Annotated in this window: 22 protein-coding genes; 8 read left to right on the plus strand and 14 right to left on the minus strand. The window is 73.6% G+C overall.

Translation table 11 applies throughout. The features are described from left to right. The first annotated feature begins 3 nt into the window (after window positions 1–3). From FDO69_RS02545 to FDO69_RS41555, 4 genes are read left to right on the plus strand one after another with little or no spacing between them, the layout of a single operon-like run. Window positions 4–555, plus strand: coding sequence for a thioredoxin domain-containing protein (locus tag FDO69_RS02545; protein WP_104777945.1), 552 nt, complete (start codon window positions 4–6; stop codon window positions 553–555). Next, the gene (locus FDO69_RS41545; RefSeq protein ID WP_199838274.1) at window positions 552–1,643 is read left to right on the plus strand and encodes an ABC transporter ATP-binding protein; all 1,092 of its coding nucleotides are present in this window, start codon (window positions 552–554) and stop codon (window positions 1,641–1,643) included. Before FDO69_RS02545 ends, FDO69_RS41545 begins: the two co-directional genes overlap by 4 nt. Then, complete coding sequence (locus FDO69_RS41550) at window positions 1,640–2,443, plus strand: ABC transporter ATP-binding protein (RefSeq protein ID WP_199838275.1); 804 nt, start codon at window positions 1,640–1,642, stop codon at window positions 2,441–2,443. Before FDO69_RS41545 ends, FDO69_RS41550 begins: the two co-directional genes overlap by 4 nt. Continuing rightward, window positions 2,440–3,048: a S26 family signal peptidase gene (locus tag FDO69_RS41555; RefSeq protein WP_107502202.1), complete on the plus strand. Its 609-nt coding sequence runs from the start codon at window positions 2,440–2,442 to the stop codon at window positions 3,046–3,048. The genes FDO69_RS41550 and FDO69_RS41555 overlap by 4 nt, the downstream gene beginning before the upstream one ends. On the opposite strand, the gene FDO69_RS02560 is transcribed toward FDO69_RS41555, so the two are convergent. From FDO69_RS02560 to FDO69_RS02595, 8 genes are all read right to left on the minus strand, one after another. Beyond that, window positions 3,042–3,239, minus strand: coding sequence for a hypothetical protein (locus FDO69_RS02560; protein ID WP_138430034.1), 198 nt, complete (start codon window positions 3,237–3,239; stop codon window positions 3,042–3,044). The two genes, FDO69_RS41555 and FDO69_RS02560, sit on opposite strands and share 7 nt — an antisense overlap. Window positions 3,240–3,382: 143 nt before the next feature. Then, entirely contained in the window at window positions 3,383–4,075 is a 693-nt protein-coding gene (locus tag FDO69_RS02565; RefSeq protein WP_104777947.1) for an ABC transporter ATP-binding protein, read from the minus strand. A gap of 42 nt (window positions 4,076–4,117) precedes the next feature. Continuing rightward, complete coding sequence (locus FDO69_RS02570; protein WP_104777948.1) at window positions 4,118–6,979, minus strand: ABC transporter permease; 2,862 nt, start codon at window positions 6,977–6,979, stop codon at window positions 4,118–4,120. Window positions 6,980–7,084: 105 nt separating this feature from the next. After that, window positions 7,085–8,839 carry an SWIM zinc finger family protein gene (locus FDO69_RS02575; RefSeq protein WP_420878488.1) on the minus strand — a complete coding sequence of 585 codons (1,755 nt, stop codon included), beginning with the start codon at window positions 8,837–8,839 and terminating at the stop codon, window positions 7,085–7,087. Window positions 8,840–9,545: 706 nt separating this feature from the next. After that, a complete protein-coding gene (locus FDO69_RS02580; RefSeq protein ID WP_104777950.1) occupies window positions 9,546–12,416 on the minus strand; it encodes a DEAD/DEAH box helicase in 2,871 nt (956 codons plus the stop codon). A gap of 278 nt (window positions 12,417–12,694) precedes the next feature. Then, window positions 12,695–13,276: a sugar kinase gene (locus tag FDO69_RS02585; RefSeq protein WP_104777951.1), complete on the minus strand. Its 582-nt coding sequence runs from the start codon at window positions 13,274–13,276 to the stop codon at window positions 12,695–12,697. Next, entirely contained in the window at window positions 13,273–14,421 is a 1,149-nt protein-coding gene (locus FDO69_RS02590) for an ROK family glucokinase (protein ID WP_104777952.1), read from the minus strand. The genes FDO69_RS02585 and FDO69_RS02590 overlap by 4 nt, the downstream gene beginning before the upstream one ends. Window positions 14,422–14,551: 130 nt before the next feature. Further along, a complete protein-coding gene (locus FDO69_RS02595) occupies window positions 14,552–15,289 on the minus strand; it encodes a GntR family transcriptional regulator (protein ID WP_170320839.1) in 738 nt (245 codons plus the stop codon). 128 nt (window positions 15,290–15,417) lie between these two features. Here FDO69_RS02595 and FDO69_RS02600 point away from each other — a divergent pair, with 128 nt between their 5' ends. Beyond that, window positions 15,418–16,437, plus strand: a complete 1,020-nt coding sequence (locus FDO69_RS02600; RefSeq protein ID WP_104778465.1) for a Gfo/Idh/MocA family protein — start codon at window positions 15,418–15,420, stop codon at window positions 16,435–16,437. Window positions 16,438–16,465: 28 nt separating this feature from the next. Here FDO69_RS02600 and FDO69_RS02605 read toward each other — a convergent pair whose 3' ends face one another. Together FDO69_RS02605 and FDO69_RS02610 are read right to left on the minus strand one after the other, a co-directional pair. Further along, complete coding sequence (locus tag FDO69_RS02605) at window positions 16,466–17,143, minus strand: response regulator transcription factor (protein WP_104777954.1); 678 nt, start codon at window positions 17,141–17,143, stop codon at window positions 16,466–16,468. A gap of 106 nt (window positions 17,144–17,249) precedes the next feature. Next, window positions 17,250–18,524, minus strand: a complete 1,275-nt coding sequence (locus tag FDO69_RS02610; protein ID WP_420878479.1) for a sensor histidine kinase — start codon at window positions 18,522–18,524, stop codon at window positions 17,250–17,252. A gap of 178 nt (window positions 18,525–18,702) precedes the next feature. Between FDO69_RS02610 and FDO69_RS02615 the strand changes: the two genes are divergently transcribed. After that, window positions 18,703–18,903 carry a hypothetical protein gene (locus FDO69_RS02615; protein WP_104777956.1) on the plus strand — a complete coding sequence of 67 codons (201 nt, stop codon included), beginning with the start codon at window positions 18,703–18,705 and terminating at the stop codon, window positions 18,901–18,903. A gap of 39 nt (window positions 18,904–18,942) precedes the next feature. On the opposite strand, the gene FDO69_RS02620 is transcribed toward FDO69_RS02615, so the two are convergent. Further along, window positions 18,943–19,338 (minus strand): guanyl-specific ribonuclease, encoded by a 396-nt coding sequence (locus FDO69_RS02620; protein ID WP_104777957.1) that lies wholly within the window; start codon window positions 19,336–19,338, stop codon window positions 18,943–18,945. A gap of 255 nt (window positions 19,339–19,593) precedes the next feature. Beyond that, window positions 19,594–20,415 (minus strand): AIM24 family protein, encoded by an 822-nt coding sequence (locus FDO69_RS02625; RefSeq protein WP_104777958.1) that lies wholly within the window; start codon window positions 20,413–20,415, stop codon window positions 19,594–19,596. A 190-nt stretch (window positions 20,416–20,605) separates the two neighbouring features. Between FDO69_RS02625 and FDO69_RS02630 the strand changes: the two genes are divergently transcribed. After that, a complete protein-coding gene (locus FDO69_RS02630) occupies window positions 20,606–21,349 on the plus strand; it encodes an SDR family oxidoreductase (protein WP_104777959.1) in 744 nt (247 codons plus the stop codon). A 58-nt stretch (window positions 21,350–21,407) separates the two neighbouring features. Here the strand turns inward: FDO69_RS02630 and alc are convergent, their stop codons facing one another. Then, window positions 21,408–22,523 carry an allantoicase gene (gene alc, locus FDO69_RS02635; RefSeq protein WP_104777960.1) on the minus strand — a complete coding sequence of 372 codons (1,116 nt, stop codon included), beginning with the start codon at window positions 22,521–22,523 and terminating at the stop codon, window positions 21,408–21,410. 37 nt (window positions 22,524–22,560) lie between these two features. After that, window positions 22,561–23,901 carry an allantoinase AllB gene (allB, locus tag FDO69_RS02640; RefSeq protein WP_104777961.1) on the minus strand — a complete coding sequence of 447 codons (1,341 nt, stop codon included), beginning with the start codon at window positions 23,899–23,901 and terminating at the stop codon, window positions 22,561–22,563. Between the two features lie 237 nt (window positions 23,902–24,138). On the opposite strand from allB, the gene FDO69_RS02645 reads away from it, so the two are divergent. Continuing rightward, on the plus strand, window positions 24,139–24,936 hold the full coding sequence (locus tag FDO69_RS02645) for an IclR family transcriptional regulator (RefSeq protein ID WP_104777962.1): 798 nt from the start codon (window positions 24,139–24,141) through the stop codon (window positions 24,934–24,936). Window positions 24,937–24,990: the final 54 nt, after the last annotated feature.

Genomic DNA, 24,990 nt, shown 5'->3' on the forward strand with positions numbered 1-24,990 from the left:
GCTGTGTCCCTCGGTCTCTCCGTACTCGGCCTGCTCCTCGGCCTGTTCAATCTCCTTCTCCTGTACGGCGTCATCCGCCGGCTCAAGGAGATCGAGGCCCGCCCGGCCGGCGCGGCGCCCGTCCCGATCACCGGCGTCACCGACGCCCACCGGATGACCGCCGGCGCCATGGTGGACATACCGGACGGCACCCGGCCCACGCTGGTCGCCTTCTTCGCACCGGGCTGCGAGCCCTGCGAGCAGTTGCTGCCGCTGGTCGTCACGAGCGCCGGGGACGAGCCCGGCGGCAGTGAACGGGTCGTCGCCGTCCTCTCCGAGGGCACCGACGAGGACAACGCGCGTTTCACCAAGGCCCTGGAACCGGTGGCCCGGGTCGTCGTCGGCGGCCCGAAGGACCCCTGGGTCGAGTCGTGGATCACCACGTTCCGGGTGGACGGGCTGCCCCTGGTCTGCGGTCTCGACGACACCGGCGGCGGCGTGGCGATCCGCTGGTCGGCGGTGAGCCCGCCGGAGCTCGTCGCCAAAGCGGGGATCGTGGGCCGGCCGGTCGTATGACGGACCGAGCACAGCACCCCGTGTCCCGGCGCCGGGTCGCGGCCACGGCGTTGCGGCTCGCGCTCGGCGCGCACCGCCGCGCCCTCGCGGCGACCCTGCTGTTCGCCGTCGTCGAGGCCACCGGGCCGATCGCTGCGGCCTGGCTGACCAAGCAGCTGATCGACTCGCTCACCGGGCACGGGACGCGCGAGGTCACCGCGATCGCCGCGGCCCTGGCCGCGACAGGCGTGCTGCTCGCGCTCCTGCCGTACGTCGACGATCTCTGCCAGGGCGTGCTCACCCGGGCCGTGGCGCTGACCGCGCAGGACCGGCTGTTCCGTGCGGTCAACGCCCACCCGGGCCTGGACCTCTACGAGGATCCGGTACGGCTCGACCGGCTCCGGCTCGCCCAGCAGTCCGGCCAGGACACCCCCGTACAGCTGGTGCAGTGCGCGCTGATCGTGCTGCGGTCGGGGTGGACGCTGGTGGGGTTCGCCGGGGTGCTGGCCGCCGTCAGCCCGGTCCTTGCGGGCCTGGTGCTGCTCGGTGCCGTACCGAAGCTGGTCGCGGAGCTACGGCTGGCCCGGGCGACCGCCGCGGCGTTCGCGGGCGTCACGGCCGGCGAGCGCCGCGAGGCGTTCTTCTCGACGCTGCTCGGCGGTACGACGGCGGCCAAGGAGATACGGCTGTTCGGCATCGGGGATGTGCTGCGGGAGCGCATGCTCGTCGAGCGGCGGGCCGTCAACCGGATCCGGCACCGGCTCGACGTACGCCGTCTGAGCGTCAACTCCCTGCCCACTCTGCTCGCTTCGGGTGTCGCGGGCGGCGGACTGCTGTGGGCGGTGGGCCGCGTGTCGGCCGGGACGCTGACGGTCGGCGACCTCTCCGTGTTCCTCGCGGCGGTGGCCTCGGTACAGGGCGGACTCGGCTCGGCGGTCACGGCGGTGGCCAACGGCCATCAGCACCTCCTGGTGTTCGCCGAATACGTGGCCGTGGCCGAGGGCGGCGCACGGCGCGGCGGGTCGCAGACCCCCTGCACGACCGGATCGTCCTCGACGACGTGTGGTTCCGTTACGCCCCGGATCTGCCGTGGGTACTGCGGGGCGTGACGCTGACCGTGCGCGCCGGGGAGAGCGTGGGTCTGGTCGGCGTGAACGGGGCCGGCAAGAGCACGCTGGTCAAACTGCTCTGCCGGTTCTACGACCCCGAACGCGGGCGGATCCTGTGGGACGGGACGGATCTGCGGGAGTTCACGCCCGAGTCGCTGCGGGACAGGCTCAGTGTCGTCTTCCAGGACTTCGTCGCGTACGAGATGACTGCGGCGGAGAACATCGCGCTCGGCGATCCGGCGGTGGACGTTCCCACTCGCGACGGCGCACCCGGCCCGGAGGTCGTCGAGGCCGCGCGCGAGGCGGGGGTGCACCAGGTCCTCGCGGATCTCCCGGCCGGGTACGACACGATGCTGACCCGGGGGTTCTTCGGGGCGAACGACCGGGACAGCGGTGTCGTGCTCTCCGGCGGACAGTGGCAACGGGTCGCACTGGCCCGGGCGTTGCTGCGGGCGGACCGGGACCTGTTCGTGCTCGATGAACCGACCTCGGGGCTCGATCCGGATGCTCAGGCCGAAGTGGCCCGGGTGATCCGCGGGTTGGGGCAGGGACGGGCCCGGCTGCTGATCTCGCACCGGCTGAGCGAGGTTCGTGCCGCGGACCGGATCGTGCTCCTCGACGGGGGTGCGGTGCGGGAGGAAGGAACGCACGAGGAACTGATGAGGTTGCCGTCGGGACGGTACGCCGAGCTGTTCCGGGGGCAGGCGGCGGGGTTCTGGGAGGACGCGTCGGGGCCGGAGCGGGAGGTGGCGGGGGTTCAGAGGGTCGAGCCCGGCCGGGAGCAGGAGGTCGCAGGGTGAAGCGGGTGCTCGGCAGATGGCTGCTGCTCGTGACCGTACGGGGGCACAGCATGGAGCCCGGCCTGCGGGACGGGGCGGTGGTCCTGGCCCGTCGGCTCGGAGGTCGTGCGGACGGAGGCGGGCGGCTTCCGGGCGGAGGCGGACGGCTTCCGGGCGGAGGCGGACGGCTTCCGGGCGGAGGCGGACGGCTTCCGGGCGGAGGCGGACGGCTTCCTGGGCGGCGTGGTGGCTCGGCGGGCCGACGGCTGCGCGTGGGCCAGGTGGTCGTCCTGCCGGTGCAACTGCCGGACAGTGCCCGCGTGGTGGGGCCGGTCGCGGACGGGGACGGGCTGTGGGTGAAACGGGTCGCGGCGTTGCCGGGCGACCCGGTTCCGGCCGGGGTCCCCGGGTGCCCTGGCCGTGTGCCGCCCGGATGGATGGCGGTGCTCGGCGACAACGCGACGTCGAGCACGGACTCGCGGACCGTCGGCCTCGTACCCGTGGACGTGGTGGTCGCGGTGGTGCTCGGTGCGAACGCCCGGCCCCCCGTCGCAGGGCACGACGGGGGGCCGGGCGCGACCGATGCCGAGGCCGGACACCGCGAACATCCAGAACCGCGTCAGTAACAGCAGGAGTAGAGCGTCCACGCGGTGCAGTTCGAGCCCGGCGACTGGCAGGTGCGGCGCCAGTTCCCCTTGGCCGTGGGGTACTCGGGGCCGCAGCTCGTGTCGCGGCGGCACCAGTACTCCGTGGTGCTCGCCTCGGCCTCGGCGCGCGGTACCACCCGGCCGAGGACCGAGTCTGCGAGTCGGTTCAAAGTGCGCATCGCAAAATCCCCCCATCGGAGCCGTCGCCGGTCACGACGGCGTTCGTCCATGACGCTACGGGGACGGAATACGCCTGCCATACATCGTCGATACTCGGGCCACATACGCCCCTGACACCGGGCACGCCCCGATCTCAAGCCCGCCTGTCGGCCACCTCACCGAGGCGTCCGTCCCGTACCCGCAGCACCTCCGTGCAGCGTTCCGCCACCCCCATGTCATGCGTGGCCACCACGAGCGTGCAGCCGTTCTCGGCCGCCAACTCGCTTACCAAGCCCATGATTTGCTCGCCGGTCGCCGAGTCCAGGCTGCCGGTGGGTTCGTCGGCGAGCAGCAGCCGGGGGTGGGTGATCAGCGCGCGGGCCACCGCGACCCGCTGCTGCTGTCCGCCGGACAGCTGGGAGGGCAACGCCGACTCCCGTCCCTCCAGGCCCACCGCCGCGAGGAGTTCGCGGGCGCGTGCGTCCCGGTCGAAGCCGGCCTTGCGGGGCAGCACGGGAGCCAGCACATTGTCCAGCGCGCTCAGGCCCGGAAGCAGATGGAACCGCTGGAACACGAACCCCACCGTGCGCCGGTACGAAGCGGCGGCCCGCCGTCCCAGCGCGGTGACGTCGAGGCCGTCCACCAGCACCCGTCCGGCATCGGCTCGTTCGATGGCCCCGATGAGGTGCAGCAGAGTGGACTTGCCGGAGCCGGAGGCGCCTACGAGGGCGACACTGTGTCCGGCCGGGATGTCCAGGCTGATGCCGTCGACGGCCGTGATCAGCCCGTCACCGGTGCCGAAGCTCTTGTGCAGGTCCTCCACCAGGACCGACGCACCGTCCCCCATGGGGTTCTCTCCCTCTCCGTGTCCTTGTCCATCCCTCTGGATTCACCCCTCTTCGGCCAACGGCCCCGCCGGTGACCGCCGTACCGCGAGGCCGGCCGCGACGGCGCTGCCCGCCACGGCCGCCAGCACTCCCGCCACGGCGACCGCTCCCACCGCCACCGGCAGCCCCGCCGGAATAGAGCCGGTGAAGGCCACGGTCAGTCCGAGCCCCGTCACGGCACCGGCCACCGCGCCCGCCACGGCGATCACCGCACCCTGCGCGACGACCAGTCGCATGACCTCGGTGTCGGCCCAGCCGCAGGCCCGCAGCATGGCGAACTCCCCGTCCCGTTCGCAGCTGTCGAGATAGAGGACGTCGGCGAGGGCGAACACTCCGAGGGCCGCGGTGAGTGCGGCCGCGGCCACGTCGACCCCACGGACCTCGAGGGACACCGCCTCTCCGAGGAGGGTGCCCTGGACCTCGCCCTGGAACGTCCACATGACCGCCGTGAGCAGGGAGACCGCGGCCACCCCCACCGCGAGCGCCAGCGCGCCCAGCCCCGAGCGGGACGGCGTACGCAGTACCCCGCTCACCGCGAGGCCGGGCAGCGTGCGTGCGCGCCCGGCGCGCCGGGCCCGCCGCGGCCCGGCCACCCCGCCCCGCAGCGCTTGTGCGGGATACGGCCGCCCTGCCCGGATCGCGGGAAGCGCGCCGGCCAGCAGGGCGGTGACCACCACCAGCGGTATCGCGAGCAGCGCGCGCCCCGCGGTGACGTCGAGGCCGAAGGCCCAGCCCAGCGGGAACGAGGCCCCGGCACCGGCGGCCCCGGCCACGGCCCCGACCAGCGCGACCTCGCCGAGGACGAGTCCCGCGAGGCGGGCGCCCGTCCAGCCGCTGCAGGCGAGGACGGCCAGTTCGCGCTGCCGGGTGCGTACGGACGCGGCCACCGCGTTGCCGAGGAACAGCGCGCACACGCCGAGCACCAGGCCGAAGAGCAGCACGCTCTTGCGGTCGGCGGCCTCGACGAGGGCGACGGCGGTGCCCTTGGCGGTCCAGTTCTCCGTCAGCGCGAGCGCCGGCCGTCCGAACCTGCCTGCCGGTAATGCCACTTGCCGCGGTGCCGGGGAGGAGCCCGCCGTGATGTCCACGTCGAGCCCGGTGCGGGTGGTGATCGCCTCGGCGACCGCGCGGATGCGTTCCCGGGACGCCTTGTCCGTTCCGTGGACACCGGCGACCCTGACCCGCACGGCGGAGATGGGGTCCCTCGCGTGCGGGGATTCGGGGCCGATGACGGCGCTCACCGACTGGAGGGTGGTGAGCAGTTGCGGCGGGGTGGCGAGGTAGCCGCCCGGGTTGCTGTTGGGGGCGAGCGCCTGGCCGCCGAGCGCGGCGCGGGCGGCCTCGTCGGCCGCGCGGGCGGCGGGCGGCCGGTAGGTCTCCAGGGGCACCTCGGACAGTTTCGAGAAGCCCTTCAGGCGCTCGACGTCGTAGGTGCCGACCACGCTGAACTGCGGGAAGTGGTCCTGGCTCGCGTCCGTTCCGGGCACTCTGGTCACGGGCCGGAACGCCGTGTCCTGAACGAACCACGCCGGCAGGTCGCCGCCGTACGTCGACTGCCGCCACAGCTCACCACTGTCCGAAGCCAGGGGTGCGGGTCGCAGGACCTTCCCGCCGGCCGCGTAGCGGGGGGCTCCGGCCTGGAGGACGACGAAGGGATTGACGTCGGTCCTGCCGTTCGCGACCGACCGCCGGAACACGGTGTCGGCGTCGGCGCGCGTGGTCGCACCGGGCTTGGCGGGCAGCCCCGCCAGCAGACCTCGCAGCTCCTTCCCGCCACGCCCGGACAGCTTCAAAAGCGTTCCCGTGACGCTCGAGACCGACGTGCTCAACTGCTCGTCCAGATAGGGCCGGTCCGTGCTGATCAGGGGGATGTCCTCGAACCGCGACCCGCCCTGCGTGTCCACGGCGGGCTTCTCACCGTCCTTCAGATACCGGCCGGAGGCCATCGCCCCGTCCAACCCGACCAGCCGGGCCTCCTGCTCGGGATCGACCGCGGCGAGCAGCAGCGTCATCGACCAGTCGACGTCGACGACCGCGCGGCGGGAGGTCGTGCGGTTGGACACGTCCGTCCCGCTGGTGAAGGTGCCGTCGGCATGCCGCCGCACCACGACGAGTTCGCTGCGCTGGGCGGGGTCGAGCTGGTCATTGACCGCGCCGGCGCTGTCCGAGGAGACCGTACGAAGGGCACACAGCGGCTCGAACCTCCCCCCGGGCAGTACCTCGAGCGGAGGCATCTCACCCCGGTCGCAGGGGCCGTCCCCCTGGCTCAGCGCGTCACCGACCTCGGTCAGGTGCCGTCCGCGGTACGTGTACAGACTCCGCCAACTCGGGTCCGTGGCCGTCGATCGGGCGTCCGGCAGCACGACGGGATTGCTCGTGACGTAGAGGTACACCGACCCCGGGTCCTTGGCCTTGCTCAACGACCGGTCCGTGGTCCAGGTGTTGCGCAGCCGCAGCAGCTGCCGGTCGGCCGCGGGGGCGAGCTGCCCGGTCACATCGACCTGGGCGTGCGTCCCGGCCTGCACATAGCCGAGCATCGCCACGGGAGCGGCGACCTCCACGCCGCGCAGGCCGGCGATCTCCCGCCACTGACCGGGCGTCATCCCGCCGAACTGCCCGGAGAGAAAGTTGGGCCGCACCTGCCCGACGGACTCCTCGCGCCCGGTCCGCGCACCGGCGGGCCGCACGAGAATGTCGTACGCGGCACGGAAGTTGGCGTCGGCGGACTCCGTCACCGTCAGCCGTGAGGTCTCCACGGACCCCGTCAGCAGAGTGAACCCGGCCGTGGCCACCAGCACACCGACCAGCAACGTCAGCGTCCGCACGGACTGCCTGCGCAGCTGACCGATGATCATTCCCAGCATGGCGTCTCCACCGGCGTCACGTTAGGGAGCGGCCATACATGGGAGATATACGACGCCGACGGTGAAGGAGTGAGGCTGCCGAACCGCCCCTACCCGGGGGTGCCCTCACAGGTCTCCGGGCACACCGAGGCCGGTGAGGGCGCCGACGGGGTCCAGGTCCGGGGTGCCTCTCGGCCACCAGTCGTCGTGGCCCGGCTCGGACTCGTAGGCGTACCAGAGGCCGTCGCGGCCGAGACGGAGCTGGACGTGGCCCCGGGGGTGGGTGAGGTGGTTGCGCCAGGGCCGGAAGGCGGGCAGGTCGGCGGCGAGGAGCAAGGGCCTGGCACGGTCGAACCGGCCGGCGGGCGGGTCCCACGGCTCCTCCAGTACGGCGAGGCCCTCCAGCCCGCCCTGACGCCAGGCCGCTACCGCGCGGGCCAGCTCCGACGTGGTGCGTCCCGCCGCTGAGGCGAGTGACTTGTACAGCGCCCGGGTACCGGCGGTGAGTCCGGACCCGGGGCGGGCGGCGGCCAGCCGGACCGCGTCCTGCCAGAAGGTCAGCTGCCCGACCGGGTCACGGCCGGTGCCGAGCAGGGCGTGGGCGCGGGCGGCGGCGTCGGTGGCCAGCTGGTCCAGCGCGAAGGGGTCCGGGCCACCGGGGGCAGCCGGATAGGCCGGGGGCTGCTCGGGATGCGCGAGCGGAGGCAGTGGGGCGGGGAGCGGCGCGAGGGCGCGCGAGGCGAGCACCTCGGCGGCCCGCACGCCGGGCAGGGGCGCCGGGCCCTTGTCCTGCGCGGCGCGCGCGGCGCGGGTGGCACTCAGCCGGGACAGTGCGTCGAGCAGTTCCCGTTCGCCCCGGCCGCGCAGCAGGAGCAGGACGAAGGGGTCGGCGTCGAGCAGCCGGGCGGTCTGGTAGCAGAGGGCTGCCGCGTGCTTGCAGGGGTGGCCGCGGTCCGGGCAGCTGCAGCGGGGCTCCAGGTCGCCGGGGCCGGGCAGCAGCGGCACACCGCACTCCGCGAGCGACTGGGGCATCTCCTTGTCGAGCAGCGCCGCGATGTGCCCGGGGCGGTCGGCGGCGGCGTCCAGGAACCGGTCCCAGTCGGTGTCGTCGAGCGTGTGCAGATGTACCTGGACGCGGTACGGACGGGGGCGGCTGCCCTGGACGTACGCCAGCACCAGTCCGGGCGTCACGGTGATGGCGTCGACATGGCCCTGCCCCGCGTATCCCCGCCCGCGCTCCAGCCGCTTCACGTCCAGCGCGCCCTGCTCCAGCGCCTCGACCCAGGCGTTTCCCCACCAGCTCTCGGCGAAGCGGTCGCCGTCCCGGGGTGGGAGGGGTGGGAAGGTGCGGCGGAGTTCGTGGTCGCGCGTCGGGGCGGCCATGGAGCGGGGGGTTCCGGAAGGCGGAGGGGTGCGGGCCGCCGAAGTTGCGGGCGGGGACAGGGGCGGCGCGGGGGCTACGGGTGCGGAGCTCGGAGCAAAGGGGTCGCGGGCGGGCCGGTCGGCCTGCCCGGGCGTCGGCTCATGGTCGTCGGAGTCCGTGTCCCGCAGGTCCGGCATCAGGAAGGCGCCGGACAGCAGCTGCCCCACATCGCGCGCATCCCGGCCAGGGGCGTCCCCGGCCGCTCGTCGCGCAGCCGCTGCTCTGTCGTCCACGGCGCTCTGCCGGGCCCGGCGCCTGCGGCGGGCGCCTTCCCGCTCCGTCTCCTCCCGGGCCCTCCGCGCGTCGTCCCGTGCCGCGCGCAGCGCCTCGCGCGCAACGTCCGCGGCCCGCCGCCCGGTCCCCTCCCGACCTGAGGATGGCGCAGAGGCGGCACCCGTCGAAGTGGCCTCCGGGGGGCTCGTCCGCGAGTCACCGGATGCCTGAGGATCCGGCGTCACGGCCGCCGGGAGGCCCTCAGGCGCACCGCCGCCACGGGGCGCACCGCCGCCACGGGGCGCACCGCCGCCACGGGGTGCACCGCCGACCTCCGAACCCCCATCCTCCGCCTCGGGGCCGCTCCTCCCCTGCTGCCCGCCGGAGCGTTCGGTGGCACGGCCGACCTCGGGCACGCCGCCGCCGGCCCGCCAAGCGGCGGCCACCCCGGAGCCACCGGCGTCTGCGAGCACGCCCCCGTCCGCCCGACCACCGGCCGCCACCCCCGAACCACCGGCGTCCCCGAGCACGCCACCGTCCGGCCGACCACCGGCTGCCACCCCGGAAGCACCGGCATCCCCGGGCACACCGCGATCCGGCCGACCACCGGGGGCCGCTCCGGAGCCACCGGCGTCCCCGGGCTCGTCGGTGCCCTCGGAGGAGTCAGCGGGCTGGGCGGCATCGGCGTCCGCCTGCGCACTCCCCCGCTGGTCGGACACGGCCCTTCGCAGTGCCTCGCGTGCCACGTCTGCCGGCCTGGGCGCCCCCTGGTCTGCCGCTTCCCCGGACGGGGACGGCGGCTCCGGGTGGGCGGCCGGTGCCGGAGCGGGGTCCTGGGCCGCTCGCTCCCGGGCCTCGCGCAGGGCGCGGCGGGCCTCGTCGGACGGGCGGACGCTCATGACGTACTCCGCGGGGACGGCGGGGCGGGCGGTTCGCAGCCTTGGTGGGACGTCATGACGACCTCCGCAGGGACACCAGGTCGGACAGCTCCCGGTCCGTCAGTTCCGTGAGGGAGGACTCGCCGGAGCCCAGGATCGCGTCGGCCAGGGCCCGCTTGGACTGGAGCATCTCGGCGATGCGGTCCTCGACGGTGCCCTCGGTGATGAGGCGGTGGACCTGCACCGGCTGGGTCTGCCCGATGCGATAGGCACGGTCGGTCGCCTGCTCCTCGACGGCCGGGTTCCACCAGCGGTCGAAGTGCACGACATGACCCGCCCGGGTGAGGTTCAGGCCGGTGCCGGCCGCCTTGAGCGACAGCACCAGGACCGGCGTCGAACCGGCCTGGAAGCGGTCCACCATGCGCTCCCGCTCGGGGACCGGCGTGCCGCCGTGGAGGAGGTCGACCGGGACGGCCCGGGTGGCCAGGTGGGAGGTGATCAGGCGGGCCATCCCGACGTACTGGGTGAAGACGAGGGCGGACCCGTCCTCGGCGAGCAGCGTGTCCAGCAGCTCGTCCAGCAGGGCGAGCTTCCCGGAGCGGGCGGCGAGCCGGTCGCCCGCGGCAGCGGTGTGCTCCTCCTTGAGGAACAGCGCGGGGTGGTCGCAGATCTGCTTCAGCGAGGTGAGGAGCTTCAGCACCAGGCCCCGGCGGGGCATGCCCTCGGCCGTCTCGATGGCGAGCATCGACTCGCGGACCACCGCCTCGTACAGCGCGGCCTGTTCGCGGGTGAGCGGCACCGGATGGTCGGTCTCCGTCTTGGGCGGCAACTCGGGCACGATGCCCGGGTCGGACTTCTTGCGGCGCAGCAGGAAGGGCCTCACCAGCCGGGCCAGACGCTCCACCGCCTCCTCGTCCTCGCCGTTCTCCACGGCGCGCGCGTGCCGGGCGCGGAAGGACTTCAGCGGCCCGAGCAGCCCCGGAGTGGTCCAGTCGAGCAGGGCCCACAGCTCCGAGAGGTTGTTCTCGACGGGCGTGCCGGTGAGCGCCACGCGCGCGGGGGCCGGGATGGTGCGCAGCGCCTTGGCGGTGGCCGAGTAGGGATTCTTGACGTGCTGCGCCTCGTCGGCCACGACCATGCCCCAGGTGCGCTCGGCCAGGGCGGGGGCCGCCGAGCGCATGGTGCCGTAGGTGGTGAGGACGAAGCCGCCGTCCAGGCCGTCGAGGCTGCGGTCCGGGCCGTGGAAGCGGCGGACGGGGACGCCGGGGGCGAAGCGGGTGATCTCCCGCTGCCAGTTGCCCAGCAGGGAGGCCGGGCACACGACCAGGGTGGGTTCGCTGCGCGACCGCTTCAGGTGCAGGGCGATGAGGGTGATGGTCTTGCCGAGGCCCATGTCGTCGGCGAGGCAGCCGCCGAGGCCGAGGGAGGTCATCAGGTCGAGCCAGGCCAGGCCCCGCAGCTGGTAGTCCCGGAGGGTGGCCCGCAGTTGCGGGGGCGGTTCGGCCGGACGGATTCCCGCGGTCAGGCGGTCGCGCAGGGCGGCCAGCGCGCCGACCGGGACGGCCTGGACCGTCTCGCCGTCCACGTCGGCCGTGCCGGTGAGGGCGACGGACAGCGCGTCGACCGGGTCGAGCAGGCCCAGGTCCCGCTTGCGGGCCTTGCGCACCAGCGCCGGGTCGACCAGCACCCACTGGTCGCGCAGCCGGACGACCGGGCGGTGCGCCTCGGCGAGGGCGTCCATCTCGGTGTCGGTGAGCGGGTCGCCGCCGAGCGCCAGCTGCCAGCGGAACTGGAGGAGGTCCTCGCTCTCGAAGAAGCCGGTGCCGTCGGTCGCCGAACCGGGGGCCGGGCGGACCACCGCCGCGGCGGACAGGTCCTGCGCGAGGTCCCGCGGCCAGTGCACGGCGACCCCGGCCGCGGCGAGCCGGGTCGCCGCGACCCCGAGCAGGTCGTTCAGCTCGTCCTCGGTCAGGGCCAGCACGTCGGGCACGTCCTGGTCGGCGAGCCGGTCGAGCGGAGGCCAGACCCGGGCCGCGCGGCGGACGGCGAGGGCCGCGTCCACACGCGCCCGGGGACCGAAGGCGTCGTCGGCCGCACCCGCCCACAGGGCCGCCGCGTCGGCCACGAGGGTGGGGTCGGCGAGGCTGTGCACCTGGACGATCGCGGCGCCGGCGCTGCGGGCGCCGCCGTCGGAGGCGTCGTCGAACAGGTCGTAGGCCGACAGGTCCAGGCGGAGCGATATCCGCACGCCGGCGTCCATCCCGGCGGCGACTTCGGCGGCCCAGTCCTGGGCGGTGGGCAGATGCTGGGCCTCGCGGGCGGCGAAGGGCCGGCCTGAGGTGTGGGGCGCGGCCGGGGTACGAGGCAGGGTGTCGGCGACCGCGTCGAGGAAGGCGCGCACCAGCGCTTCCGGTTCGGGCAGCCGGATCGGGCCGGGGCCGGGCAGCGGCACGGCGTGGCCCTCGTAGGGCAGGGCGGCGGCCACCGCGCGCAGGTGGGCGATGTCGTCCGGGTCGAGGGGGCCGGCCCGCCAGGCGTCGTGGCCCGTGGCGGTCAGGCCGGGCAGCAGCCGGCCGCGGGCGGTCAGCCGCAGGGCGTGCAGGGCGGCGGCGCCCCAGCAGGCCGTGGCGGGGTGGGCCGCGGGGTCGTGCCGGGCGCGTACGAGGAGGGGCAGGGCGGCGTCGAGCGGAAGGGTCAGCGCGGGGGTGGTGCGACGCCGGACCCCGGTGGCGCCGTGCCGTCGTACGACGGTCAGCTCGGTGTCCGTGGCGTCCCCGCCGGACGCGGCGCCCCCGGCTTCCCGGGCGGGCAGGGGTTCACCCTCGGGGTCCCAGAAGGCGATGCGCCCCTCGCGCGGGAGGGGCGCGGGCAGGAAGACGGCCGGGAGTCGGACCGGCACCGTCGTCTCCCCCGCCCGCTCGGCCATCAGAGCCGTCTCTCCCATACGTCCTGCCACCTCCCGCCCCGTGTGTCGATCGGTTGTCTCCGACTCTACGGGCGGGGTCTGACAATCGGCCCCGGCGGCAGGGTCAGGGCCCAGTCGCGCAGGACCAGGTCACGGTCCCGCAGGGCCAGGGCACGGCCCCGCAGACGTCAGGGCACGGCCCCGCAGACGTCAGGGCACGGCCCCGCAGGCTCAGGGCACGGCCCCGCAGACGTCAGGGCACGGCCCCGCAGGCTCAGGGCACGGCCCCGCAGACGTCAGGGCACGGCCCCGCAGGGTCAGGGCACGGTCCGGGAGACGACGTACACCCAGGGGTACGCCGGGTTGGACAGGTCCACGATCACGTCGTGGGTGGGCGCCGGGTTCTTCTGCCGGTGGACGAAGCCGTACCAGGAGTCGGTCGTGGCGAACTTCCAGCCGGTGACCTTCCGGTCGCGGGCGCCGATGGTGACGTCACCCTGCTTCAGGTCCTTCCGGGTCACGCCCAGACCGGTCAGATAGGCGTCCAGGCCGGCCGCGTTGGTCTCGAACTGGGTGTAGAGACGGCTGGTCTTCCAGTTGTTGGTCTCGTAGTACGCCACGTGCCAGGCGGGGTGCGGGACGGGCACCTGGTAGATCCTGCGCTGGAGCTTGGAGGGCCAGCCCTCGGTGAGACCGGTGGCCGAGTACTTCGCCTCCTTGTCCTTGCCGCTGTCGCGGCTCTGGTTCGCGGAGATCACGAGGTAGCCGGCCGGGATGCCGATGAGCAGCACGATGATCAGCAGGGTGAGGGACCTGCGGCGGATCATGTGGCGGCGGTCCTCGGCCGGGCGGTCCGGCTCGTCGGGCCAGGGGCCCTGGTGGGGCAGGGAGGCGGTCACGGCGTCTCCTGGGTACTGCGCAGCGACTGCGTGTACCGCTCGTAGCGCTCGTGACGCTCCACACGGCGGCGCTTGGCGCGGCGGAAGCGGCGGGCGACCAGCCGGGCGAGGTCGGCGGCGCCGACCATGCCGGCCTCGGGGCCGAGCTGCGCCCGGACGATGCGGGCCTCGGGGCGGTAGCCACGACCGGTGAGGTGCCGCTTGAAGGCGTCCCGGGCGGGGCCGATGAGCAGGTCGTCGGCGGCCGAGACACCGCCGCCGATCACGAAGCAGGAGGGGTCGAGGGCGGCGGCGAGGTTGGCGATGCCGACGCCGAGCCACTGGCCGATGTCCTGGAGCAGCTCGATGCACATCGCGTCGCCGTCGCGGGCCAGCTCGGTGATCATCGGGCCGGTGATGTCGCCGATGTTGCCCTTCACGTGCTCGATGATCCCGTACGCCACCGGCGAGTCGGCCGCCGCCAGCTCGCGGGCCTCACGGACCAGGGCGTTCCCCGAGCTGTACTGCTCCCAGCAGCCGCGGTTGCCGCACGGGCAGCGGTGGCCGCCGGGCACGACCTGCATGTGGCCGAACTCGCCGGCGACGCCGTACTTGCCGCGCTTGACCTGGCCGTCCTCCAGGATGGCGCCGCCGATTCCGGTGCCGAGGGTGATCATGACGAGGTGGTCCTCGCCGCGGCCGGCGCCGAAGCGCCACTCGGCCCAGGCGGCGGTGTTGGCGTCGTTGTCCACCAGGACCGGGACGGAGAGCCGGCCCGAGAGGCGGTCGCGGAGCGGTTCGTTGCGCCAGGACAGGTGGGGGGCGAACAGCACGCGGTTGCGGTCGGCGTCCACCCAGCCGGCCGCACCGATGCCGACGGCGTGCACGTCGTGCCGGTCGGAGAGGTCCAGGACCAGCTCGGCGATGGTGTCCTCGACGACCTTGGGGCTCTTGGACTTGTCCGGGGTCTCCGTGCGGAGCATCTCCAGGATGTTGCCGTCGGCGTCGACGACGCCCGCCATCACCTTCGTACCGCCGATGTCGATGCCGACCGTGGGCACGCGGGGGGCCGTCAGGTGCGAGCGGCGCTCCCGGGTGCCGACGGTGCGGAGGGCCGTGGCACTGCGGGAGCCGATGGGGGCGGTGAAGTCGCGGTAGGTGCTCATCGCCGCCGATTCTGCCTCACGGGGAGGCAGGGTGAGGAGCAGAGGGGGTGCGGATCATTGCCGAGTGCGGGCCGGTGGGGGCTTGTCGCGCCCCCGCGGCGGAGCCGCAGATCAGCACATCCCCGCGCCCCTAAGAACGCACCAGCAGCTGGAATTCGAAGCTGTAGCGCGTCGGGCGGTACGTGTGTGTGCCGTACTCGACAGCGCGGCCCGTGTCGTCGAACGTGACGCGTTGCATCGTCAGCAGTGGCGCGCCCGTCTCCTCCGCCAGGCGGTCCGCCTCCTCCGTCGTCGCCGCCCTGGCGCCGATCGACTGGCGGGCGCTGTGCAGGGTGATGCCCGCCGATCGCATCAGCCGGTAGAGGCCGGTCGTCTCCAGCTGGTCCGTGTCGAGGTCGATGAGGCCGGGGGGCAGGAAGTTGCAGAGATGGGCCATGGGCTCGCCGTGGGCGAGACGGAGCCGCTCGACGCGGTGGACGTCGCTGTCCTCGGCGACGCCGAGTGCCGCGGCGACCTCGGCGGAGGCGGGGACCAGCTCGTTGACGAGCACCCGGGTGGCCGGGCGCTGGCCCGCCGCCTCCAGGTCGTCGTAGAGGCTGCTGAGCTCCAGCGGGCGTTTGACCTGGCTGTGCACGACCTGGGTGCCCACGCCGCGGCGGCGTACGAGCAGGCCCTTGTCGACGAGCGACTGGATCGCCTGGCGGACGGTCGGCCGGGACAGGCCGAGCCGGGCGGCGAGTTCGATCTCGTTGCCCAGCAGGCTGCCGGGGGTCAGCGTGCCGTGCTCGATCGCGGCCTCCAGCTGCTGGGACAGCTGGAAGTACAACGGCACGGGGGAGCTGCGGTCCACGCTCAGCTCGAGCTGCACGGTCGGGTCCACTTCTGGTTTCGGCACGCGCCGAGCGTAGCTCCGTGCGTTGTTGACGGGAAGTCGTGTAGTCAGATTGTCCGGACATGCCGATTGACAGCGGCGAGCTGTGCACGCACTTTGTTCTCATGCGCATCGGCGTCATCGGTACGGGCCGCATCGGCACCATCCACGCGAACACCCTCAGTCGGCATCGCGACGTCGGCTCCCTGATCCTCACGGACGCGGACCCCGCGAGGGCCCAGGAACTGGCGCACCGACTGGGCGAGACGGCGGCGCCCGGCGTGGAGGAGATCTTCCGCTGGGGGGTCGACGCCGTGGTGATCACGACGGCGACGTCGGCCCACGCCGAACTGATCGGTCGGGCAGCACGCTCGGGTCTGCCGGTGTTCTGCGAGAAGCCCATCGCGCTGGATCTGCCGGGGAGCCTGAGCGCGATCGCCGAGGTCGAGACGGCAGGGACGGTTCTCCAGATGGGCTTCCAGCGCCGCTTCGACGCGGGCTACACGGGGGCGCGCGAGGCCGTGCGGTCCGGCAGGTTGGGGCGGCTGCACACCGTGCGGGCCCTGACCAGCGACCAGGCGCCGCCGGACGCCGCGTGGCTGCCGCTGTCCGGCGGGCTGTACCGGGACACGCTGATCCACGACTTCGACGTGCTGCGCTGGGTGACCGGCCGGGAGGTCACGGACGTCTACGCCGCCGGGTCCGACGCCGGCCCCCGGATGTTCCGCGAGGCGGGCGACGTCGACACCGCGGCCGCGCTCCTCACCCTGGACGACGGCACGCTCGCCACGCTCACCGCGACCCGGATGAACGGGGCCGGCTACGACGTGCGCATGGAGCTCGCCGGGGAGCGCGACCAGATCGTGGTCGGCCTGGACGACCGTACGCCGATCGCGTCCACCGAGCCGACCGGGCCGCCGGCCGCGGACAAGCCCTGGACGGGCTTCCTGGAACGGTTCGGACCCGCCTACGAGGCGGAGCTGAACGCGTTCGTCGAGGTCGTCCGGGGCGAGCGGGCCAATCCCTGCGACGGGCGCGAGGCGCTGCAAGCCCTGCGGGTCGCGGAGGCGTGCGAACTGTCGCGGCGCGAGCGCAGGCCGGTGCACCTGGCGGAGATCCCCGGCGGCGGCCCGGGACTCACCTGAGGGCGGGCGGGCCGGGATCCTCGGAAGGTCAGTGCTCTTCCTGTTCCTCCTCCAGGAGCCCCGCGTCGTAGGCGAGCAGCGCGATCTGCACCCGGTTGTTGAGGTCGAGCTTGGCCAGGATGCGCGAGACGTGTGTCTTCACCGTGGCGACGCTCATGAACAGTCCGGCGGCGATCTCGGCGTTGGCCAGGCCCCGGCCGACCGCGACGGCGACCTCTCGCTCGCGGTCGTTGAGGACGGTCAGGCGGTCCCGCGCGCGGGTGCGGCGCGTGTCGGCGGCAGTGCCGACGGCGTGCCGCATCAGCTGGCGGGTGACCGCGGGCGACAGAACCGGGTCGCCGGCGGCGACCCGGCGCACGGCCGCGAGGATCTCGGCCGGCGGGGTGTCCTTGAGGACGAACCCGGCGGCGCCGACACGCAGCGCCCGCAGCACCTGCTCGTCGGCGTGGAAGGTGGTGAGCACCACCACCTGCGGGGCATCTCTGCGGGCGCGCAGCCGCTCCGTGGCCGTGAGACCGTCCACCGTCGGCATCCGGATGTCCATGAGCACGACGTCCGGGCGGGTGCGGTCGACGAGGGCCTCCGCCTCGGCGCCGTCGGCGGCCTCACCGACGATCTCGATGTCGTCGGCGCCGCCCATCATGAAGGACAACCCGGCCCGCACCAGCGGATCGTCATCGACGAGGAGCAGTCTGATCGCAGTCATGGGCCTTACGTAATCACGACCGGGCCGGGCGGTGGGCCCGGACGAGCGGTGTCAACGCCCGGCGCTGCGCGCGAGGTTGACGGCCGGACGGCAGGGCGCCGGGTGCTCACCGCCACGGCAGCCAGGCCCGCACCTCGAACCCGCCCCCGGGCGGGTGCCCGTGCTCCAGCCGGCCGCCCGCGAGGGTCGCCCGCTCCGTGAGGCCGATCAGGCCCTGCCCGGAGCCCGGGACGTGCGGCACCTCGCCCACGGGCGGCGGGTTGTGCACGCGGACGGTGAGGCCGGTGCCCGGCGCGCCGGTGACGGTCACCGTGACCTCCGTGCCGGGGGCGTGCTTGCGCGCGTTGGTCAGGCCCTCCTGGACGATCCGGTAGGCGGTGCGCCCGACGGAAGCCGGCACGCCGGCGGGGCCCTCGACGCGCTGGTCGAGGGCGACCTTCATGCCGGCCTCGCGGGATTCGGCGACCAGCGTGTCCAGCGCCGCGAGGGTCGGCTGCGGCCGGCCCGTGTCGTCCGGTTCGCCCGCGCGCAGCACACCGATGATCTCCCGCAGGTCCTGGAGCGCCTCGTGCGCGCTCTCCCGGATCACGCCCGCCGCCCGCGCCGTCTGAGCGGGGGGCGCGTCGGGCCGGAACTCCAGGGCGCCCGCGTGCACGCTCAGCAGCGTCAGCCGGTGGGCGAGCACGTCGTGCATCTCCCGCGCGATGGCCTCCCGGGCGAGTCGCTGCGCCTGTTCGGCCCGCAGCCGCGCCTCGGTCTCGGCGCGCCGGGCGCGGTCCCTGAGACTCACCATGAGCTGCCGTTTGGCGCGTACGAACATGCCCCAGCCGACGATCGCCACGGTGAGCACCACCGCGAAGGGAACGCTCACCAGATAGGGGAGGTCCGCGTCGGGGCGCACCCAGTAGTAGAGCGGCACCAGCGCCACGTTGATGCCGCCCACCCATGCCACGTACCGGAAGGGGCGGTGCACGGCGAGGGTGAACAGAGCGATCAGGCCCGCACCGCCCGCGCTGTCCGAGACGAAGCTGACGGCGGTCATCGCCACGGCCAGCCCCAGCGGCCGGCGGCGCCGCAGCCAGACCGCCGCGCAGGCCAGCGCGCCGATCACCTGGTCGACGACGGCCAGTCCGGGCGGCACATGCGGGTTGTCGACGAGCGCGTCGGCGGCCGCCGCGCCCACCACGACGGCCAGCAGGAAGCAGGAGAAGTCGACGACCCAGTCGCGCGCGGTGCGCCGGGGCCGCCGCCCGGCCCGTGCGGCGTCGGGATCGAGTTCGTGCAGGAGGGCGGACGGGAAGAACCATCTGCGCCCGGTGACCAGCGCGGGCGTCCCTCCCACCGGTACCGGGGAGGCGCGCCCCGCGTCGTCACCACTCACGAACGCCAAATCTACGCAGCGCGGGCCCCGCGCACCCGCCCTCGCGCGGGATCGTCGACCAAAGTCGCCGCATCGCAGACTTTCGATGCCGTCGTGGCACCGGAGCGGGGACTTCCGGCCCGGGGGGTTCGTCCCGCGGCCGATGTGGGTGGGGGGTCCGCGGGACGAGGCTGGTGGCATGAAGCAGGTACTGGAGATTCTCGGCTTCCTCGCCCTGGTCCAGGGCGTGGCGGGCCTGATCCACGAGTTCACCGACTGGAACTGGGGCCTGGTCCAGCGCCTGGGGTTCCTCGACGGCTACGAGGTCTACGCGAGCGTCACGCTGCTCGTGCTGGGCGTCGCCCTGTTCGCGGCGGCCGGGAGCCGGAAGTCCGTCTGACGTGCCGACGGACGTCCGGCCCGCGGTGTGCGTCGGGGCTCAGCAGCCGTAGTCGACCAGGTCGAACGACTCGTAGTGGTCGGCCGTGTAGTAGTCCTCCTGGTTCTGCTCACCGGTGACGATGCGTCGCGCGCCGCGGGTGGAGGAGCCCGGGGTGATGACCGTGTACTCGTGGTAGTAGCCGGACGACTTGCTCGGCAGGACGCCTTCCCGGTTCTGGAAGACGGTGCCGTCCTGGTCGAACGGGTAGGGGCCGCCCTGCTCGATCAGGTCGAGCGTGTCGTGGGCCTGGGACGGCAGGGCGCTGTAGCAGATGTCGCCGACGGCGGTGGGGGCCGCGTCGGCCGTGGTCGCTGAGACGGTTCCGCCGACGAGGAGGGCGGACAGGAGGGCGGCTGCTGCGCCGAGCCGCGCGGCGCGTGGGGGGAAGTTCATGACGCTCATGATGACGCGCGTAGACGCTGGCATGTCAATGACAAGCCCGGAGAATTTCCTGTGAAGCCCCGTGCGTTCGCGGGGAGTTCACCCGTTGACCGGCATCCTCACCGGCGCCGATGACCCTCACCCGTCTGCGCCGCCCTCACGCGCCCTCCGGCAGTCCGAACTCGCCGAACGCCGGGTGCCGGCCCAGCCCGGGGTCGGTCCGGACCCCGTCGGCACCCGCGACTCATCGCTGGGCCGTACGCCCGCTCACTGGGCGTTCGTGGAGAACAGCCCGCCCGTCGGGCCCTGCTTGTCGCCGCCCTGGGCCTTCCGCAGGGCGTTGGCGAGGCTCTCGATGGTGAGGGACTGCAGGATGACGCGGCCGTTGCCCTCCAGGGTGGCCAGGGACAGGCCCTCGCCGCCGAAGACGGCGTTCATCAGACCCTGGCGGTTGAGGCCGCCGACGCGCTGGACGCCGTACTGGATGCCCTCCTCGAAGGCGACGACGCAACCGGTGTCGACCTCGATACGGCCGCCGAAGTCGGCCGGGTTCAGGTCGATGAAGTTCCCCGCGCCGGCGATGATCACCGTGCCGCGCCCGGTGAACTTCTCCAGCACGAAGCCCTCACCGCCGCTTCTGCCGGTACGGCCTCCCTGGAAGGCGATGCCGAAGTCGACGGTGGACTCGGCGGCCACGAAGGCGTCCTTCTCCGCGAACCACGCGCGCGTGCCGTCCAGCTCCAGTGCGCGCATCTCACCGGGGAGCACGCCCGCGAAGCCGACGGTGCCCTCGCCGCCCCGGGTGGTGAAGTACTGGAAGGCCAGCGACTCACCCGCCAGGACGCGCTGGCCCGCCTGCATGGCCGTGCCCATGGCCTGACGCAGCAGCCCGCCCATGCCGCCGGAGCCGCTGCCGCCGGGCTGCGGCTGCCCGCCGCCGCCCGACGGGCCGCCCAGGCGGGTCTCCATGGTCACGTTCGTGGTCTTGAACAGGAACTTTCCGGCCTCGCAGTACACCGTCTGACCGGGCTGCAGGCTGACGACCGCCATCTGCATGGCGTTGCCGACGATCTCTTGCTGAAGTGTCACGACGGGAGAACGGAAGAGCCGGAGGGAAAGGTTCCGGATGTGCTCCGGGCCGGGGAACCCGCAGCGCGCCGGGAAACCGCAGCGTGCCGGGGAAAGCCGCAGTGTGCAGAGGAAGGCCGCAGTGTGCCGGGCGGACCTCGACGTCCGTTCGCCGCCAGCGCCGGTGCCGGGCCGCCGCTGGGATGGACCCATGACTTCTCAGGGGATTCTGGACGGCAAGGTGGCTCTCGTGACCGGCGGGAGCCGTGGAATCGGCGCGGCTACGGCGGTGCGGCTGGCCCGGGAGGGCGCGGACGTGGCCGTCGGGTATGTGAACGGCAAGGAGGCGGCGCAGGACGTCGTCCGGGAGGTGGAGGCGCTCGGGCGCCGGGCGGTCGCGCTGCGCGCGGACGCGGCGCAGGCCGATGAGGCGGCCGGGGTGGTGGACGCGGCGGCGCAGGCGCTGGGCGGGTTCGACATCCTGGTGAACAACGCGGGCGTGGGGGTGCTCGGGCCGCTGGAGACCCTGTCGCTCGCCGAGGTGGACCGGGTCCTCCACATCAACGTACGGGGTGTCTTCCTGGCGTCCCAGGCGGCCGCCGCGCGGATGCCCGACGGCGGGCGGATCATCACGATCGGCAGTTGCATGGCCGAGCGGGTGCCGGGGCCCGGCGGGACGCTCTACACGACGAGCAAGGCGGCCCTGGCCGGGCTGACGAAGGCGCTGGCCCGGGAGCTGGGCGCGCGCGGGATCACCGCCAACCTCGTTCTTCCCGGCCCGATCGACACCGACATGAACCCGGCGGACGGGCCGTACGCGGCCGGGCAGGCGGCGTTGACGGCGCTGGGGCGGTTCGGGACGGCGGACGAGGTGGCGTCGATGGTCGCCCATCTGGCGGGGGCGACGTATGTGACCGGCGCGGAGATCTCGGTGGACGGGGGCCACGCGGCGTGAGGGACGCGGGGCGCACCGGCGCTGTCCGGCCGGTGCGCCCCCACGCGTCAGGACCGGGTCAGCCGCCCAGCTCCTGGTGGCGGGCCGCCAGTCGGCTCGTGCCCTCCTGCGTCAGGGAGCCGAACAGGCGGAGCCTGGAGATGCCGCCGTCCGGGAAGATGTCCACGCGTGCGTGCGTGCCGACCGCCGGGGACGGGAGGACGAAGCGGTGGTTGGTGTCGGGCTGGAGGCGGGTGCGGGGCAGGATCTCCTGCCAGTCGCCGTCCTCGCCGTCCTTCACCGACACCGACGCCCAGCCGGCGCTGTTGCCCTTGAGGTAGGCGGTGTCGATCTCCAGGGCGCGGACCTGGGCCTGGGCGGCCAGCCGGTAGCGGATCCAGTCGTGGCCCCGGTCGCGGCGGCGGCGGGTCTCCCAGCCGTCGTCCATCTTGCGGGAGCGGCCCGGCTGGATGGTGTTGGAGGCGGGCGAGTAGAAGAGGTTGGAGGCGTCCTCGGCCCGGCCGCCGTTCTCCAGGGCGACGACGTCGAAGGTGCCCAGCGCCTCCAGCCAGGCGGGGTCGGGGACGACCTCGCCGTGGACGCGCAGGCGGGCGATGCCGCCGTCGGGGTGCTGGTTGATCCTCAGGTGCGTGAAGCACTGCTCGACGTCGACGGCGAAGCCGTTCGCCGCGTGGCCGCCGACCGCGGTGCGCGGGACGAGGGTCGTCCACTTCACGTCGTCCCCGAGGAGTTCCCCGGGCGACGGAAAGCCCGGTACGCAGGTGCCCTCGACGGACACCGCCTGCGGGTAGTTGCCGCGGAAGTGGGCGGTGTCGACGACGATCCCCCGGATCACGCCGGGGGCGCCGAGACGGACCAGCGCCCAGTCGTGGTCCTCGTCGGTCGGCCAGGGGTGGTCGGCGGAGGCACCCCGGCGGCGGCGGGTCTCCCAGCCGTCCATGATCTTGCCCTTGTGCCCGAAGTGCTCGGGGTCGAACTCGGCGGGCTCGGGCACCAGCAGGTTCTCGCGCTGGGCGAAGAACTCGTCGTTGGCGGCGATGACACCGGCCCCGAGGCGCCGGTCGGCGAGGTCGGCGTACGAGGTGAAGGGGAAGTCGGCGGTGCGGTAGTCCGCGTACGGGTCGCCGCCTCCGTAGGGGTTCGCGTCGCCGGTGAAGCTGGGAATCGCCGTCACGGTGATCAGATCTGCCTTTCGAGGTCCGGTATGGGATTCAGTGGGCCCGGGTGAGGAGCCGCCCCTTCGGTTCGGTGAACTCGCCGTCCGCGACGATGCGCTGGCCGCGCAGCCAGGTCGACTTCACGACGCCGTGCAGCGTCCTGCCCGCGTACGCCGTGACGCGGTTGCGGTGCTGGAGGGCCACCGGATCGACGGTGAAGGTCTCGTCGGGGGCGAGGACGGCGAAGTCGGCGTCACGGCCCACCGCGATGGCGCCCTTGCGGCCGTCGAGCCCGACCAGTGCGGAGGTGCGCGCGGACATCCAGCGCACCACGTCCTCCAGGCCGTGCCCGCGCCTGCGGGCCTCGGTCCACACCGCGGCCAGGCTCAGCTGGAGTCCGGAGATGCCGCCCCAGGCCGTCGCGAAGTCGTCGGTCTTCAGGTCGGCCGTGGACGGGGAGTGGTCGGTGACCACACAGTCGATGGTGCCGTCGGCGAGCGCCTGCCAGAGCAGGTCCTGGTTGGCGGCCTCGCGGATGGGCGGGCAGCACTTGAACTCGCTGGCGCCGTCGGGGACTTCCTCGGCGGTGAGGGTCAGGTAGTGGGGACAGGTCTCCACGGTGATGCGGACGCCGTCCGCCCGCGCCTCGGCGATCATCGGCAGGGCGTCGCTGGAGGACAGGTGCAGGACGTGCACGCGCGCGTCGAGGGCCTTCGCCTCGCGGATGAGCTGGGCGATGGCGCTGTCCTCGGCGTCCCGGGGGCGGGAGGCGAGGAAGTCGGCGTACTTCGGGCCCGGCTGCTGCGGCGCGGAGGCGAGCAGGTGGGGGTCCTCGGCGTGCACGATGAGCAGGCCGTCGAAGGCCGCGATCTCCGCCATGGTGCGGGCAAGGGGGCCCTGCTCCAGGTGCGGGAACTCGTCCACGCCGGACGGCGAGAGGAACGCCTTGAAGCCGAACACGCCGGCCTCGTGCAGCGGCCGGAGCTCCTTGACGTTGTCGGGCAGGGCGCCGCCCCAGAAACCGACGTCGATGTGCGCCTTGTCGGCGGCGACCTGCTGCTTGGTCCGCAGGTGCGGGACGGTCGTGGTGGGCGGGAGGGAGTTGAGGGGCATGTCGACGAGGGTGGTGATGCCACCGGCGGCCGCGGCCCGGGTGGCGGTCCAAAAGCCCTCCCACTCGGCGCGGCCGGGGTCGTTGACGTGCACGTGCGTGTCGACCAGGCCGGGCAGCAGGACGTGGTCGCCCAGGTCCTCCAGGCGGGCGCTCTCCGGTACGGGCGCGTCGTACGGGAGGACGGCCGTGATCGTGCCGTCGGCCACCTCGACGGATGCGGCCCGCGTTCCCTCGGGGGTGATGACTCGCCTCGAGCGCAGCACCAGTTCAGCGTCGGACACCCGAACCCCTTACTTCCGCCAAACGGAATTCAACTTTCTGTTGAAGGAGTCTTCACTCCCTCTCCCGCGCAGTCAAGGGCACACTTGGCCGCGGCGCCCTTTCCCGAACACTCCTGGACGTTTCCACAAAGCGGAATTAAACTTCCATCACGCAGAACGTAGCTACGTACAAGCGGGGAGTCAACCGACCGCCGGGTAGGCTTCTGCCCTTCCCGCCCGCCCCGAAAGGAACGCGCCGTGCCGACGTCCAGCGCCAGCACCACCGACTCCGCCCGGTCCTCCGCCAACGGCGGCGTCCAGTCCCTGGAGCGCGCCTTCGACCTGCTCGAACGGATGGCGGACGCGGGCGGCGAGGTCGGCCTGAGCGAGCTGTCCGCGAGCAGCGGCCTGCCCCTGCCGACCATCCACCGCCTGATGCGCACACTGGTGGCCTGCGGGTACGTACGTCAGCAGTCCAACCGGCGGTACGCGCTCGGCCCGCGCCTGATCCGCCTCGGCGAGTCGGCCTCCCGGCTGCTGGGCACCTGGGCACGGCCGTATCTCGCGCGCCTGGTCGAGGAGACCGGCGAGACGGCGAACATGGCCCTGCTCGACGGGGACGAGATCGTCTACGTGGCGCAGGTGCCCTCGAAGCACTCGATGCGCATGTTCACGGAGGTCGGCCGGCGGGTGCTGCCGCACTCCACGGGCGTGGGCAAGGCCCTGCTCGCCGGTTTCCCGCCCGAGGAGGTGCGGGCGCTGCTCTCCCGTACGGGCATGCCCGCCGCGACCGAGAAGACGATCACGACGCCCGACGGGTTCCTCGCGGCCCTAGAGGACGTACGCCGCCAGGGCTTCGCCATCGACGACAACGAGCAGGAGATCGGGGTGCGCTGTCTGGCGGTTCCGGTACCCGACTCCCCCACCGCCGCGGCCATCTCCATCTCCGGCCCGGCGGGGCGGGTCACGGAGGAGGCGACGGACAAGATCGTGCCGGTGCTCCAGCAGGTCGCGGGGGAACTGTCCGAGGCGCTCGCCAGCCAGAGCCCGGCGTGACGGGGTGAATCCGGGGCAGCGGGCGCCCCGGCCCCTGCCCCCGCCCCGCGCTCG

The organism is Streptomyces tibetensis (assembly GCF_007655005.1).
GTDB classification, from domain to species: domain Bacteria; phylum Actinomycetota; class Actinomycetes; order Streptomycetales; family Streptomycetaceae; genus Streptomyces; species Streptomyces tibetensis.